Source organism: Suilimivivens sp. (assembly GCF_037359455.1).
Classification (GTDB): Bacteria; Bacillota; Clostridia; order Lachnospirales; family Lachnospiraceae; genus Suilimivivens; species Suilimivivens aceti.
In genome coordinates, this window is the sequence record NZ_JAXXXI010000035.1 from 139,196 (window position 1) to 155,157 (window position 15,962).

General features: G+C 45.4%; 13 protein-coding genes. 12 read left to right on the top strand and 1 reads right to left on the bottom strand.

From position 1 onward, the window contains the following. Positions 1-2 precede the first annotated feature (2 nt). Positions 3-1,211, top strand: coding sequence for an NADP-dependent isocitrate dehydrogenase (locus WJQ40_RS05755; protein WP_337538553.1), 1,209 nt, complete (start codon positions 3-5; stop codon positions 1,209-1,211). Here WJQ40_RS05755 and WJQ40_RS05760 read toward each other — a convergent pair. Next, complete coding sequence (locus tag WJQ40_RS05760) at positions 1,206-3,125, bottom strand: ABC-F family ATP-binding cassette domain-containing protein (RefSeq protein WP_337538556.1); 1,920 nt, start codon at positions 3,123-3,125, stop codon at positions 1,206-1,208. The genes WJQ40_RS05755 and WJQ40_RS05760 overlap by 6 nt on opposite strands. A gap of 138 nt (positions 3,126-3,263) precedes the next feature. Between WJQ40_RS05760 and WJQ40_RS05765 the strand changes: the two genes are divergently transcribed. The 11 genes from WJQ40_RS05765 (at position 3,264) to WJQ40_RS05815 (ending at position 15,962) form a co-directional block, all read left to right on the top strand. Then, positions 3,264-3,908, top strand: coding sequence for a redox-sensing transcriptional repressor Rex (locus WJQ40_RS05765; RefSeq protein WP_337538558.1), 645 nt, complete (start codon positions 3,264-3,266; stop codon positions 3,906-3,908). Between the two features lie 18 nt (positions 3,909-3,926). Then, entirely contained in the window at positions 3,927-4,562 is a 636-nt protein-coding gene (locus tag WJQ40_RS05770) for a hypothetical protein (RefSeq protein WP_118796873.1), read from the top strand. Positions 4,563-4,610: 48 nt separating this feature from the next. After that, a complete protein-coding gene (locus WJQ40_RS05775) occupies positions 4,611-6,146 on the top strand; it encodes an NAD(P)H-hydrate dehydratase (RefSeq protein WP_337538561.1) in 1,536 nt (511 codons plus the stop codon). 2 nt (positions 6,147-6,148) lie between these two features. Further along, the gene (gene alr / locus WJQ40_RS05780) at positions 6,149-7,342 is read left to right on the top strand and encodes an alanine racemase (RefSeq protein WP_337538564.1); all 1,194 of its coding nucleotides are present in this window, start codon (positions 6,149-6,151) and stop codon (positions 7,340-7,342) included. An 87-nt stretch (positions 7,343-7,429) separates the two neighbouring features. Next, positions 7,430-7,771 (top strand): type II toxin-antitoxin system PemK/MazF family toxin, encoded by a 342-nt coding sequence (locus tag WJQ40_RS05785; protein ID WP_118796876.1) that lies wholly within the window; start codon positions 7,430-7,432, stop codon positions 7,769-7,771. A 73-nt stretch (positions 7,772-7,844) separates the two neighbouring features. Then, the gene (locus WJQ40_RS05790; RefSeq protein WP_118796877.1) at positions 7,845-8,711 is read left to right on the top strand and encodes a hemolysin family protein; all 867 of its coding nucleotides are present in this window, start codon (positions 7,845-7,847) and stop codon (positions 8,709-8,711) included. Position 8,712: 1 nt separating this feature from the next. After that, positions 8,713-9,441, top strand: a complete 729-nt coding sequence (locus WJQ40_RS05795; RefSeq protein ID WP_118796878.1) for a YebC/PmpR family DNA-binding transcriptional regulator — start codon at positions 8,713-8,715, stop codon at positions 9,439-9,441. Then, positions 9,395-10,546 (top strand): hypothetical protein, encoded by a 1,152-nt coding sequence (locus tag WJQ40_RS05800; RefSeq protein WP_337538568.1) that lies wholly within the window; start codon positions 9,395-9,397, stop codon positions 10,544-10,546. The genes WJQ40_RS05795 and WJQ40_RS05800 overlap by 47 nt, the downstream gene beginning before the upstream one ends. Before the next feature lie 184 nt (positions 10,547-10,730). After that, positions 10,731-11,462 carry an ATP-dependent Clp protease proteolytic subunit gene (locus tag WJQ40_RS05805; protein ID WP_118796880.1) on the top strand — a complete coding sequence of 244 codons (732 nt, stop codon included), beginning with the start codon at positions 10,731-10,733 and terminating at the stop codon, positions 11,460-11,462. A 65-nt stretch (positions 11,463-11,527) separates the two neighbouring features. Continuing rightward, positions 11,528-14,263, top strand: a complete 2,736-nt coding sequence (locus WJQ40_RS05810; RefSeq protein WP_337538571.1) for a DNA translocase FtsK 4TM domain-containing protein — start codon at positions 11,528-11,530, stop codon at positions 14,261-14,263. 28 nt (positions 14,264-14,291) lie between these two features. Next, complete coding sequence (locus WJQ40_RS05815) at positions 14,292-15,962, top strand: formate--tetrahydrofolate ligase (RefSeq protein WP_337538575.1); 1,671 nt, start codon at positions 14,292-14,294, stop codon at positions 15,960-15,962.

The window sequence follows — 15,962 nt, forward strand, 5'->3', positions numbered from 1 at the left end:
ATATGGCTGAGAAGATAAAAATGACCACCCCGCTCGTGGAAATGGACGGGGATGAAATGACCAGGATCCTCTGGAAGATGATCAAGGATGAGCTGCTTATTCCTTATATTGATCTGAAAACAGAATATTATGATCTTGGGCTGGAACATAGAAATGAGACTGATGACAGGGTAACTGTGGAGAGTGCGGAGGCTACGAAAAAGTATGGTGTGGCTGTTAAATGTGCGACCATTACACCAAATGCAGCCAGAATGACAGAATATAATCTGAAGGAGATGTGGAAGAGTCCGAATGGTACGATCCGTGCGATCCTTGATGGAACTGTATTCCGTGCGCCCATCGTAGTAAAGGGAATCGAGCCCTGTGTCAGAAACTGGAAGAAGCCGATCACACTGGCACGTCATGCCTATGGTGATGTCTATAAAAATACAGAGATCAAGGTGCCGGGACCTGGAAAAGCAGAGCTGGTGTTTACAGCAGAGGACGGAACAGAGACAAGAGAACTGATCCATCAGTTTACAGGAAGCGGTATTATCCAGGGAATCCATAATACAGATAAATCCATTACCAGCTTTGCGAGAGCATGCTTCTCCTATGCATTATCAACGAAGCAGGATCTGTGGTTTGCAACTAAGGATACTATTTCCAAGAAATATGATCATGACTTTAAGGATATTTTCCAGGAGGTATATGAAAAGGAATTTGAAGCGCAGTTTAAGGATGCAGGAATCACCTATTTCTATACGCTGATCGATGATGCGGTAGCCAGAGTCATGAAAGCAGAGGGCGGCTTCATCTGGGCCTGCAAGAATTATGACGGTGATGTGATGAGTGATATGGTTTCTTCTGCATTTGGCTCCCTTGCCATGATGACCTCTGTGCTGGTATCCCCTGCCGGTGTTTATGAGTATGAGGCAGCACATGGAACGGTACAGAGACATTATTATAAGCACCTGAAGGGGGAGGAAACCTCTACAAACTCTGTGGCAACGATATTTGCCTGGACCGGGGCACTCCGGAAAAGAGGGGAACTGGATGACCTTGATGATCTGATCGCCTTTGCGGACAGGCTGGAAAAGGCAACCTTAAAGACGATCGAAGACGGTAAGATGACAAAGGATCTTGCCCTGATCACATCCCTTGAAAATGTAACTGTTCTGAACAGTGAAAGCTTTATTAAAGAAATCAGAAAAACGCTGGAAGCCTTATAAGGCCTCCAGCGTTTCCCATTTTTCATATAATTCTTCAAGTCTTGCAGAGATGCTTTCTTTTTCCTTTGTCAGCTCCTGAAGCTTTGCCACATTGGTCGCATTTTCGGGAAGTGCCATTTCGTTATCAAGCTGTTTATCTTTTTCTTCCAGCTTTGCGATTTCTTCTTCACATTTCCGGATATCATTTTCCTTCTTGCGCTGCTTTGCCTGCTGCTCCTTCTGGGCTTTCCAGTCCTGCATGCCCTCGGAGGGCGGGGCAGGGGCTTTGGAAACAGTATTTTTCACAGCAAGATCTCCGTTTGGAAGATCACCGGTTTTCTTTTCCAGATAATAATCATAGTTTCCAAGAAAGCCGGTAAGCTGGCCGCCAGATAGTTCCAGGATCCTGGATGCCGTCCGGTTAATGAAGTATCTGTCATGGGAAACATACAGGACAGTTCCTTCATAGGCATTTACCGCATCCTCAAGGATTTCCTTGGAGGCGATATCAAGGTGGTTTGTCGGCTCATCCAGGATCAGGAAGTTGGATTCGGAAAGCATGAGCTTAGCCAGGGAAACGCGACCTCGTTCTCCACCACTTAAATCACGGATCAGTTTGAATACATCATCACCGGTAAACAGAAAAGCTGCAAGTGTATTACGGATCTGGGTACCGGTAAGAGAAGGGTACTCATCAGAAATTTCGTCAAAAAGCGTTTTGTCCGGATGCAGGACATGATGCTCCTGATCGTAGTAGCCAATATGTACATTTGTACCAAGTGTGATCGTACCACTGTCGGCAGGAACAAGGTCATTGATGATCTTAAGGATCGTGGTTTTCCCTGTACCGTTATCACCAATGATGGCTACGTGTTCGCCTCTTTTAATATCCATGCTGATATCCTGGAACAGGGAAAGGTCATCGAAGGATTTGGCAAGATGCTCTATATGAAGAACATCATTTCCACTCTGACAGCGGGGAGTCAGTGTCATATGGATATCAGCCCGGGTTTCCGTTGGTTTTTCAAGGACTTCAATCTTATTCAGCATCTTTTCCCGGCTTTCTGCCCGTTTGATGGATTTTTCACGATTAAAGCTTTTCAGCTTTTCAATGACTGCCTCCTGATGACGGATCTCCTGCTGCTGGTTCAAATAGGCATTTCTTGCAGCAGTACGCAGAATTTCCTTTTTGGCGGCATAAGCTGTGTAATTGCCAAGGAAGGTAGTAGCCTTTGTCTGATCAATTTCAATGATCTTGCCGGCAAAACGATCCAGAAAATAACGGTCATGGGAAACAGTAAGAACGGCACCCTTATAATTCAGAAGATAGTTTTCAAGCCAGGCAATTGCATTCAGGTCGAGATGGTTTGTTGGCTCATCGAGGATGATCAGCTCCGGTTTTTTCAGGAGGAGCTTTGACAGGGCGACTCTTGTTTTCTGACCACCGGAGAGAGTGGAAATCTGTTTGCCAAAATCCTCTTCGGCAAAGCCAAGTCCCTTTAGCACACCACCGATCTCACTCTGATAGGCATAGCCGTTTTCCAGTTCGAACTGATGGTTCAGCCTGGCATAGTTTTCCATGAGGCTGTCCAGCTCACTGCCGTTTACAGTATGCATTTTTTCTTCCATCTCACGGAGCTGTTTTTCCATGGCAATGACAGGTGCTTTGACAGAGAGTAATTCTTCATAAATGGTATTTTCACTGTTTACATTCTGGTTCTGCGCCAGATAGCCGAAGGAGGCCTCCTTTTTCAGGGTGACGATACCGGAATCAGCAGGCAGCTCCCCAACGATGATACGCAGCAGAGTAGTTTTGCCCACTCCGTTGATACCAACAATTGCTGCTTTGTCGTGCTCTTCAATATGGAAGGAAACATCCTTGAGGATGGGTTTTTCATTAAAGGCTTTGGATAGATTCTGACAGGATAAAATCATAAAAAAATGTCCTTTTCGTATTTGTTTTTATCATCTTAGAGTGTAGCGTTTTGGCGGCTTTCTGTCAATGCAGGAAGAATTGACATTTTTTTAACATTGAGCTATGATAAAATTATTAATCATATGGGAGCTGGTATTGTGGAAAATAAAGGAATATCACAAGCCGTCATAGGACGGCTGCCAAGATATTTCCGGTATCTTGGTGAACTGAAGGACCAGGGGATCGAGCGGGTTTCCAGTCAGGAATTAAGTGATATTATGAAGGTGACTGCTTCCCAGATCCGGCAGGATTTCAACAATTTCGGTGGCTTTGGACAGCAGGGCTATGGATACAAGGTAGAATATCTCTATGGCGAGATCGGTAAGATACTTGGTCTTGATCAGACGCATAATCTGATCATCATAGGTGCCGGAAATCTTGGTCAGGCGCTGGCCAATTACATGAACTTTGAAAGAAGAGGATTTTTATTTCGGGGGATATTTGACAATAATCCGGCGCTGTATGGCAGGAAGATCCGGGATATGGAAGTGCTTCCCATGAGGGAGCTGTCGTCCTTTGTCAGAGAGAATGCGATCGACATTGCAGTGCTTACCATTCCAAAGAACTGTGCAGTAGAAGTAGCCGAGGAACTGGTCAAGGAAGGAATCCGTGGCATCTGGAACTTTGCACATGTGGATTTGAATGTGCCGCCGGATGTACAGGTTGAGAATGTACACCTTTCAGACAGTCTCATGAAGCTGACCTATAATATTAACCGATATGAAACACATTATGATGCCTGATGATTGGAGTGAGGAAACGTGGCAAAATCAGACGAAGAATTCAGACATGCCCTTTCTGGCAGGAAGCTGCCGCCATTGACATTGGATCACCAATGGCACCAGCTGGTTGTAAGCATAGGGGCAGAGAAGAAGATTCACACACTATCTGCAGAACAGACAGAGCTGTTAAAACAGCAGGCCGGTGCGGCGAATGAATTGAAGAAGCTGAAAAAACTGAAAAAAAGACTGATGGACGAGATCGTTACACTGGCTGAGACCGGATGTGACGGGACAGATAAGAAGGCTGAAAAGAAGCTGGATGAGCATAAAGCACTGATAGAAGAATGTAACAGAAAGATTGATGAATGCGAGGATCTTCTGATCAGTCTGCCGGGAGAACTGGATGAGGTCAATCGTAAGCTGATGCTGAAGACCATGGAGATTTCCTATGACCTGCTTAAGAAAAATGGGCAGGAAATTGAAACTCTCACAGAATGGATTGATTCTACGAGAGAAGAATTAAAGGAAAAGCTGGTGAGAAGGCAGGAGATGCAGGGAACCAGCCAGAATATTTATACTTATATGCATAATGTCTTCGGACCGGAAGTAGTCGATATATTTGATCTTCAGAATTTTAAGCCTGTTATAAAAGAACAGGAAGAAAAGAAATCATAGAAAGTCTGCCCGCTGGCGTACTTTCTATTTCTTTTTGAAGGGGGTTTTATGGAGTATATTGTTACATCCAAAGAGATGAGAGTGTGTGACATGACAGCGATCAAAGACTGTGGGATACCTGCCATGGTACTGATGGAGAGAGCGGCACTTTCTGTGTTCTCTGAGATAGAGGCATTTCTCTCTGAAACGATCCGTATTGCAATATTTGCAGGCTGCGGAAACAATGGGGGAGATGGACTTGCACTTGCAAGGCTGCTGGCAGAAAAGGGGATCCACGCTGATATTTTCCTGATAGGAAATACAGAGAAGCTGAGCATGGAGTGCGGGAGCCAGCTCTCGATCCTGAAACAGCTTGGTATTACAGTCAATAGCAAATCAGCAAAAGCAGAATATGATATGGTAGTGGACTGTTTGTTTGGAACAGGGCTGACAAGAGAGATCACAGGGATATATGAAGAAGCTGTCAGGGCAATCAACTGTTATGGTGAAAAGGGAAGCAGAGTGATCGCTGTGGATATCCCTTCAGGAGTCTGTGCAGATTCCGGGAAGATACTGGGGTGTGCAGTGAAGGCTGAGCTTACTGTTGCTCTTCAGTATGGAAAAGCAGGACACTATCTGTATCCGGGGAAAATGCTGTGTGGTCATACCGTGGTTCATAATATTGGTATCCCAGAGTCTTTCAAATCAGGAAAGGAGCCTTCGTTTTTTTCATACAGGGAAGAAGATATACATGGGATTCTGCCAGAGAGAGCAGCGTTTGGCAATAAAGGAACCTTCGGGAGGATACTGCTTGTAGCGGGAAGCAGGGATATGGCTGGAGCAGCACTTCTGTGTGGAAAAACAATTTTAAGAAGTGGTGCCGGTATGCTGAAGATCATTACAGCTGCCGAAAACAGGGATCTGATCTTAAGGGAGCTTCCGGAAGCCATGATCTATGCTTATGAGGATAAACCTGAGGAAGAAAAAGTAAGGCAGAGTATAGCATGGGCAGATGTGATCGTGGCAGGATGCGGGATCTCTACAGATGAAAACGCAGAGCTGCTGATGGAAATGATCCTGGAACAGGGAGAAAAAAGAGCAGTTATTGATGCGGATGGTCTGAATCTGATCGCAAGGGAAGGCTCTCTGCAGGAAAAGCTGTTAAAATATCAGAAGGGCAGGGTGATCCTGACACCCCATCCAGGGGAATTTATCCGTCTTGCAGGCATTTCCATGAATACCTACAAAGAAAATCCGGCATTTTATTTAAAGAAGCTGGCAAAGGAGTATGGCTGCGTGATAGCAGGCAAGGATGCGGTAACACTTGTTGCGTCACCGGATGAAAGGATGGTTTATTTGAACAGGACAGGAAATGACGGGATGGCTACTGCAGGAAGCGGGGATGTGCTTGCCGGTGTCATTGGGGCACTGTCTGCTTCACTTGAATATTTTCAGGCAGCATGCTGTGGAGTATTCCTCCATGGGCTTGCCGGAGATATGGCTGCAGAAAAGCAGGGAAAACGGGGAATGCTGGCATCTGACATTTCTGCTGAACTGAAAGAACTGCTGAAGGAAGAAACAGCAGAGAGGGAAAAGAGGATCTGATCATGAAGGAAGAATATCAGAGGGTATATGCACAGATCGATCTGGACGCACTGATCCGGAATGTGCAGCATATAAAGACCAATATGAAGCAGGGGGTAAAGTTGATCTGTGTGATAAAGACGGATGCTTACGGACATGGCGCAGTGCCGGTCGCAAGAGAGCTGGAGCAGCTTGAGGAAGTAAGTGGTTATGCTGTGGCAACAGCAGAGGAAGCACTGGCTCTCCGGAAAGCGGGTGTGCGGAAAATGATCCTGATTCTTGGGTATACATTTCCCTACAGCTATAAGGAATTGATACGGGAAGATATCAGAATGGCGGTATTCCGGGAGGATACGCTCATGCAGCTTGCGGAGGCCGTCAGGGAACTGGAGAAGGAGGGGATACACAAGAAAGCAATAGTCCATGTGAAGGTGGACACAGGTATGAGCAGAATTGGGATCACACCGGATGAAAGAGGACTTTCCTTTGTACAGAAGCTTCTTGCAGTGAAGGAGATTGAGGCAGAGGGGATTCTGACACATTTTGCAAGAGCAGATGAGGAGAATAAGGCTTTTACAGAGAAGCAGTTTGAAAGCTTTTCTTCCTTCATCAGACTGATAGAGAAGGAAACCGGCCATATTTTTGCAATCAGGCACTGTGATAACAGCGCAGGGATCATTGAGCTGCCACAGGATGATCTGGATGCCGGGAGAGCAGGGATCATTCTTTACGGTCTCTGGCCATCTGATGTGGTGTCAAGGGAGATCGTTGAACTGACACCGGTACTGTCCCTGCATAGCAGTATTATTTATATTAAGGAAATAGAGAAGGGAACACCGGTAAGCTATGGAGGCACCTTTGTTGCAGACCATACCATGAAGATAGCGACCATACCGGTAGGATATGGAGATGGCTATCCAAGGGGACTTTCCGGTAAGGGAGAAGTACTGATCCATGGAAAAAGAGTGAGAATCCTCGGCAGGATCTGTATGGATCAGTTTATGGCAGATGTTTCTGATATAGAAGACGTCAAAATGGGAGATGAGGTAATCCTGATCGGAAGAGATGCCGGAGAAGAGATCACCATGGAAGAGCTTGGCAGGCTTTCCGGCCGGTTTAATTATGAACTTGCCTGCTGCCTCTCAAAGAGAGTGCCAAGGGTCTATACAAAGGAAGGGAAAGTCCGGTATATCCAGGATAATTATCAGGACATATAACGGATTTTCTCCTGTGAATTGAATACCTTCAGATATAAATGGAAAGAATCAGTACTACAGAACATTTAGAATGAAGGGTGTGTGTAGATGAAAAGAGGAGATATTTATTATGCAGACTTACGGCCGGTGATCGGATCAGAGCAGGGAGGCATCCGTCCGGTACTTATCATACAGAATGATATTGGCAACAGGCACAGTCCGACGATCATCTGTGCAGCTATCACTTCACGCATGAACAAGGCGAATCTTCCGACGCATATAGAATTGCAGGCAGGAAGGTATGACATGATGAAGGACTCGGTCATTTTGCTGGAGCAGCTGCGTACCATTGATAAGCAGAGACTGAAGGATAAAGTATGCCATCTGGATGAGGACATCATGAAAAAGGTGAACCGTGGTCTGATGATCAGTCTGGAACTGACTACATAAACTTGACTAGCGGCTGTGAAAATGATATATTTTATCGTGATATTCTGTCTGGCGTGTACAAAGGAGATGAAAAATGAAAAACAATTTGTTCCGCAAGCTTGGGATCTACGGGGAAGAGACTCCTGACAATGTGGAAGAAGAAATTATTTCCATGGTGAATGAAGGTCATGAGCATGGAGTGCTTCATGAGACAGAAGCGGAAATGATTACCAATATTTTTGAGTTTGGCGACAAGGAAGCCAAGGATATTATGACAAACAGGTCAAATATCCTGGCCATAGACAGAGAAATGACATTGTCAGAGGCTCTTGATTATATGCTCAGTGAAAATAAGAGCAGATTTCCTGTATATCATGAAAATATCGATCATATAGAAGGAATCCTTCATTTCCGGGATGCGGTACGTTCCCATAATATTCCGGGAAATCTGGAGAAACCTGTAGGAGAGATTGAGGGACTTGTCAGGGAAGCCATGTTTGTTCCGGAAACAAAGAATATTGCAGATCTGTTCAGAACCATGCAGAAGACCAAAACCCAGATGGTTATCGTGGTAGACGAGTATGGACAGACGCTTGGACTGATTGCCATGGAAGATATTCTGGAAGAAATCGTTGGAAATATCATGGACGAATATGACGAAGAAGAAAAGCATATCCGTGAAACCGGAAATACCGATGAGTACATAATTGAAGGTGTGACCAAGCTGAAGGAGCTGGAAGAGAGATTTGGTATTTCCTTTGAGGAACAGGAGTTTGAAACGCTGAATGGATTCCTGATCTCCAAAATGGATAAGATTCCTGAAGAGAATGAAAAATTTTCTATTGTTGTAGACGGCTATGAATTTAAAATACTGTCAGTGGAAAACCGGATGATCAAAGCCGTGTTGGTGAAGAAGCTGGCAAAAGAAGAAAAAGAAGATAAGAAAAAAGGAGAAAACTGAGATGTCAGGACATTCAAAATTTGCAAACATTAAGCATAAAAAGGAAAAGAACGATGCAGCCAAGGGCAAGATCTTCACAATCCTTGGAAGAGAGATCGCTGTAGCTGTAAAGGAAGGCGGACCGGATCCGAGCAATAACTCAAAGCTTGCCCAGGTAATTGCAAAGGCAAAGGCCAACAATATGCCCAATGATACTATTGAGCGTGGGATCAAGAAAGCAGCAGGAGATGCTTCCAATGTAAATTATAAATATATCACTTATGAAGGATATGGTCCGAATGGTATTGCCATTATTGTTGATGCACTGACAGATAATCAGAACAGAACAGCAGCCAATGTAAGAAATGCATTTACCAAAGGAAACGGTAATGTAGGAACACCTGGCTGTGTATCCTTTATGTTTGACAAGAAGGGTCAGATCATCATTGACAAGGAAGAGTGTGACAAGGATGCAGATGAACTGATGATGCTTGCACTGGATGCCGGAGCTGAAGATTTTTCCGAAGAAGAGGACAGCTTTGAGATCATCACAGATCCCGATGCGTTTGATGAGGTATTAAAGGCAGTTCAGGAAGCCGGTGTAGAGGCAGCTTCTGCAGAGATCACCATGATCCCACAGAACTATGTAGAGCTTACTGATGAAACAGCGATCAAGAATTTAAACAGGATTCTGGATCTGCTGGATGAAGATGATGATGTACAGGCCGTATACCACAACTACGATGAATAAAAAAAGAAAAATAACAGCAGGAATATTATTTTGCCTGATATTTGTATTGTGTGCAGGGATCAGGGGATTTCTGCTGGCAGACGGGCAGATTCCACTCAGCGATGACGCATCTCTTTATGAAGCATCCATGATCCGCGAAGAAAAAAATGAGCCGGTGATGACAAGCGGAGTTGTTTTTGCCTATACAGAAATCCTGACAGATGTACTGAAATTTACGGGAAATAAACTGGAAGCAGTGGCTGTGATGCAGCTGCTGCTTCAGTGTGCTACTGTAGTGCTTTTATACTTTGGCTGCTTTGCCCTATCAGGAAGGACAGCAGCATTGTTGGAGGCACTCTTTTTTTCTGTATTTCCATTTTTCTGGCAGCTTATGTTTGCGGCAAGACCGGAAAATATCTATCTGGCAGGCTTTGGCTTTTTACTGCTGCTGACTGGCCTATGCAGGCAGAAAATAAACAAGGGAGGCTTTCACAGAAGGAGCATGGATGAATTCCTGATTTTTCTGACAGGCTTTGTAAGCGGGGTGCTTCTGATCTGGCATCTTATGACAGTTTTCCTGATTGTTGTATTTCTGGCAGTGGCAGCTTTCCATGCAGCACAGATCCTGGAGAGACGGAAAGATTCTAAAAACAGGATTTTCCTTATTTATACGTGCGGTATTTTGCTTGGCTGTTTTGGCACCCTGATGAAATATACAGGGATAACAGGAAATACTCTTATAGAGCAGTTTTCCTGGTGGATCAGTTCTTTCACAGCTGTACAGTTTCAGGGACTGTCGCCATTTTTTGTGTTTCTTCTGCCAGGATCCGTACTTGGCACTGCAGGAATACAGCTCCTGATGGATAGGATCGCAGAAAGAAAAGGATCTTCATTGTCAGTTGACGAGGCAGTGGAAGAGGTGGAAATGGCTTTGACAGAGGAACCGGAAAGCAGAGGGGAGATGGAGACGGTGGAAGAAAAGAAAGAAAAAAAGAAAGTCAATTATATAGAAAACCCGCTTCCTTTACCAAAGAAGCATGTGAAACGGAACTTTGATTTCAAACTCGATAAGCGAAAAGATGATTTTGATATTGATATCGAAGAGGGAGACGATTTCGATATCTGATCCATAAGACAGCTGTCTGGATCCTGCAGGTGCATTTGCAATAATCGCATCTGCAGGATTTTTCATTATCCTGCGCATAATCAAAAAAGGGTCCGATGGATCCATTTTAATTGCAGGAAGAGCGGTTCTGTATAGACATTATAAAAACTCATATACTAAGGAAAAAGAAAGGATATGAGGAAAAATGTCTGATAAGAAAAATGAAAAAATAGAAGCAGAAAGGCACAGAAGTGAAAAAATAGAAGAAAGCGGGCAGGCTACACTGGACCGGAATGATAAAAACAGGACCATTCATCTGATCTCCATTATAGGGGAGGTAGAGGGGCACGATAATCTGGGAAGCAATTCCAAAACAACCAAATATGAGCATATCCTGCCACAGCTTGCAGCCATAGAAGACAGCAGTGAGATCGATGGGGTACTTGTGCTTCTGAATACCATGGGCGGGGATGTGGAAGCAGGACTTGCCATAGCAGAAATGATCGCATCTCTGAGCAAGCCTACCGTATCTCTTGTACTTGGAGGCAGTCATTCCATTGGCGGTCCCATAGCGGTCAGTACAGATTATTCGTTTATTGTTCCTACAGGAACCATGGTGATCCATCCGGTGCGGATGAACGGAATGGTGATCGGCGTGCCGCAGACCTTTGATTATTTCAAGCAGATACAGGACAGGATCACAAGCTTTGTCTGTGATCACTGTGAGGTTTCACAGAGGCGTTTTGAGGAGCTGATGATGGAAACCGGAGTCCTGACCAAGGATGTAGGTACCATACTGGTCGGGGAAGAGGCTGTGAAAGAGGGGATCATTGACGAAGTGGGAGGTATCAGGGAAGCAATGAAAAAGCTTTATGAGCTGATCGAAAAAAAGAACACTAAAAAAGGAAAAAATCTTAAGGGTGACAAGAGAGGATGAAAATGATATACTATATCTTGTTACGCTTTGTAAACAAAGAAGTGCGGAAGGAAATGTTTTTGTAGATGGCGCAGGCAAAAAAAAGTTCCGGCAGAAGCAATTATAACAACAGCAGAAAATCAGCCGGAAACAGTCAGAGAAAGACAACTTCGGGAAGAAAATACAGTAGCAGCACACAGAAAAGAAGCAGTGCACCCATGGATTCTGCGATCAGAAATGAGATTATACTGATCGGCTTACTTGCGGTAGCAGTGGTTCTCTTTTTGTGCAATTTTGGAGTAATTGGTGTAGCAGGAGATCAGATCAGTCATGTGATGTTTGGAATTTTTGGGCTACTGGCTTATATTGTACCAATTGCTTTTTTTGTAATGATCGCATTTGGCATGGTAAACAGCGGAAACAGTATTGCCACCAGGAAGCTGATCGCAGGGGTTATCCTGTTTCTGCTGATCGGCAGTGTATTCGATCTGTTTACGGGACGCCCTTCTTTGGCAGAGAGTTATCAGATCAGAGAAATCTATACGGGATGCAGCGAGAACAAAAACGGTGGAGGTGTCATTGCGGGAACCTTGGCCTATCTGATGTATCATTTTCTTGGACTTGTAGGATCCGTGCTGGCGATCCTTGTCGGGGCGGTCATCTGTATCGTTGTGATCACAGACAAATCCTTTGTTACCGGTGTCAGAAAGGGGAGCCAGAAGGTGTATGAGCGGACCAGGGAGGATGCCAGATACCGGAAGGAGCGTGCGAGGATCCGCAGGGAAGAGCAGGAAGAGGAAAGAAGAAGAGCCGCAAGAGAGCGGCAGCTTTATGAGGAAGAGCTGGAGAATGAAAAAATTCTCCGTATGGATAAAAAGGTCAGTGGTGTCATGATGGATACGTCACTTGCAAGAGATGAGAAAGAAGAGAAAACAAGGGATGATATGCATGAGATCAATCTGAAGAGCGTGTCTGATCATGGGCAGAGAGAGACAGCAGAGGAAGAAGAGATAGAAAAACTGCCATCAGGAGCCTCAGATTCTGCAGCTTCTTCGTACTATGAAGAAGAGGATGGCAGTGATGCCATGATGGAGATTACCGGAGCAGATTTTGTACAGGATGAGGAGATGCCTTATCCGGAGGAGACGACATCTTATCAGGAAGAGCCTGTATATGAATCCCCGGCAGCTGTACCGGTAAGGCAGGAACAGCCAGTCAGAAAAGAAACACCAGTAAAACCGGTAGCAGCACTGAAGAAGGATCCTGGTGCGGTCAGAAGCTCTTCCGGTGCGGTAGGCACGGTTGTGACAGGAGAAATGTATCAGAAGCTTCATGAGAAGAAGTCTGTGGAGAAGGAATATCATTTCCCGCCAATAGACCTGCTTAGGAAAGGGAAGGCAAAGAGCGTAGATTCTTCCAGAGAGCTGCGTGAGACGGCAGAGAGGCTGCGCCAGACACTGCAGACCTTTGGCGTTAAGGTGACGATTACGGACATCAGTCAGGGACCTGCAGTTACAAGATATGAGCTGCAGCCGGAACAGGGAGTTAAGGTCAGCAAGATCGTGGGACTTTCCGATGATATCAAGCTGAATCTGGCGGCTACCGATATCCGTATCGAGGCACCAATACCCGGTAAGGCAGCCATTGGAATCGAAGTACCGAATAGAGAGAATACAGCAGTTGCTTTAAGGGATCTTTTGGATACAAAGGAGTTTAAGGAGTTTGACTCAAGGCTTGCCTTTGCAGTTGGAAAGGATATTGCCGGTAAGACGGTGGTAACAGATATTGCAAAAATGCCACATATGCTGATCGCCGGAGCAACAGGATCCGGTAAATCCGTATGTATCAATACTCTGATCATGAGTATTCTCTATAAGGCGAAGCCAGATGAGGTGAAGCTGATCATGGTGGATCCAAAGGTAGTAGAGCTGAGTGTATATAATGGTATTCCTCATCTGCTGATCCCGGTAGTGACAGATCCCAAGAAGGCTGCGGCAGCCCTTCACTGGGGTGTTGCGGAAATGACAGACAGATATCAGAGATTTGCTGATTTCAATGTCCGTGACCTGAAGGGGTATAATAAAAAGCTGGAAGAAATGCAAGCCAGGGGAGAAACGGAAATACCTGCAAAGATGCCGCAGATCGTGATCATCGTAGATGAGCTTGCTGATCTGATGATGGTAGCTCCTGGGGAGGTAGAAGAATCCATCTGCCGTCTGGCGCAGCTTGCAAGAGCGGCCGGTATCCATCTGATCATTGCTACGCAGCGTCCTTCCGTCGATGTTATTACCGGTCTGATCAAGGCCAATATGCCAAGCCGTATCGCCTTCAGTGTATCCAGCGGTGTGGATTCCAGAACTATCCTTGATATGAACGGGGCAGAAAAGCTTCTTGGAAAGGGCGACATGCTCTTTTATCCACAGGGCTATACCAAGCCGGCCAGAGTACAGGGCGCCTTTGTATCAGACAAGGAAGTATCAGATGTGGTTGAATATCTGAAGAATCAGAGACTTGGCAATGTTTACAACAGTGATATCGAAGAAAAGATCGCAGATATGGGAGCAGCCTCTGCAGGAGGCAGTGCAGATACGACGTCTGATAAAGACGAATATTTCGTGGAGGCCGGAAAGTTCATCATTGAAAAGGACAAGGCATCCATTGGTATGCTGCAGAGAATGTTCAAGATCGGTTTTAACCGGGCAGCAAGGATCATGGATCAGCTCAGTGAAGCCGGCGTGGTAGGCGAAGAGGAAGGTACCAAGCCAAGAAAGGTACTGATGAGCATGGAACAGTTTGAGCAGTACATAGAGGAACAGCTATAAATCATAGGGGAGAGAAAGGAAGCAGGGCATGAAAACAGATATTCAGATTGCGCAGGAGGCAGAGCTTTTACCGATCAGAGAGGTAGCGGAAAAGCTTGATATTACAGAGAATGAGCTGGAGCTATACGGAAAGTATAAAGCCAAGCTTTCTGATGAATACATGGAAAGAATCAGTAAAAACCCGGATGGAAAGCTGATTCTTGTGACAGCGATCAATCCGACTCCGGCAGGAGAAGGCAAGACAACGACAAGTGTAGGTCTTGGACAGGCCTTTGGCAGACTGGGAAAGAAAGCGGTGATCGCGTTAAGAGAGCCTTCCCTTGGGCCGTGCTTTGGGATCAAAGGCGGTGCGGCCGGAGGCGGTCTGTCACAGGTGGTGCCTATGGAGGATCTGAATCTTCACTTCACCGGTGATTTTCATGCTATTACTTCTGCCAATAATCTGCTTGCAGCTATGCTGGACAATCATATCCAGCAGGGAAACGAGCTTGGGATTGATACAAGAAGTGTTGTATGGAAACGCTGCCTTGATATGAATGACCGTGTTCTTCGTAATGTTGTGGTTGGTCTTGGGGCAAAGACAGACGGTTTTGTCAGAGAGGATCATTTCGTGATCACTGTAGCATCTGAGATTATGGCGGTTCTGTGCCTTGCTGATGATATGAAGGATTTAAAACAGCGTCTTGGAAGAATGGTGGTTGCCTACAATTATGAAGGAGAGCCTGTCACTGCAGCGGACTTAAAGGCAGTGGGCGCCATGGCAGCTCTTTTAAAGGATGCGTTAAAGCCCAATCTGATCCAGACGCTGGAGCATACTCCTGCGATTGTACATGGTGGGCCTTTTGCCAATATTGCCCATGGCTGTAATTCTGTCAGAGCAACCAAGATGGCACTTAAAATGGCTGATTATGTGATCACAGAGGCTGGATTCGGTGCAGACCTTGGTGCAGAAAAGTTTATGGATATCAAATGCCGTATGGCAGGATTAAAACCGGATGCGGTTGTTCTGGTTGCGACTGTGCGGGCATTGAAATATAATGGAGGTGTTCCCAAAAACGAACTGTCTGCAGAAAATATGGATGCACTCCATAAGGGAATCGTCAATCTGGAGAAGCATATAGAAAACCTGCATAAGTTCGGCGTACCGATCGTGGTGACGCTGAACAGCTTTGTAACAGATACAGAGGCAGAAATTTCCTATATCCGGAAATTCTGCGAAGAGAGAAACTGTGAATTTGCACTTTCTGAAGTATGGGAAAAAGGCGGTGAAGGCGGTATTCCTCTGGCTGAAAAGGTACTTGACACCCTGGAGAACAAAGAAAGTGATTTCCATGTTCTGTATGAGAATGAGCTTTCCTTAAAGGAAAAGATTGAGACAGTTGCCAGGGAGATTTACGGTGCTGATGGAGTCAATTATACTTCAGCCGCTTCAAAGCAGCTTAAGAAGCTGGAGGAGCTCGGATTTGGAAAGCTTCCTGTATGTATGGCAAAGACCCAGTATTCCCTGTCAGATGATCCGACGCTTCTTGGAAGACCGGAGGGCTTTTCCATCAGTGTCAGAGAGGCCTATGTATCCGCAGGAGCCGGATTTGTGGTGGTACTGACAGGCGCTGTCATGACCATGCCGGGACTTCCGAAGGCACCGGCAGCCTTTAATATTGATGTTAATGAAGAGGGTGTGATCACCGGTTTATTTTAA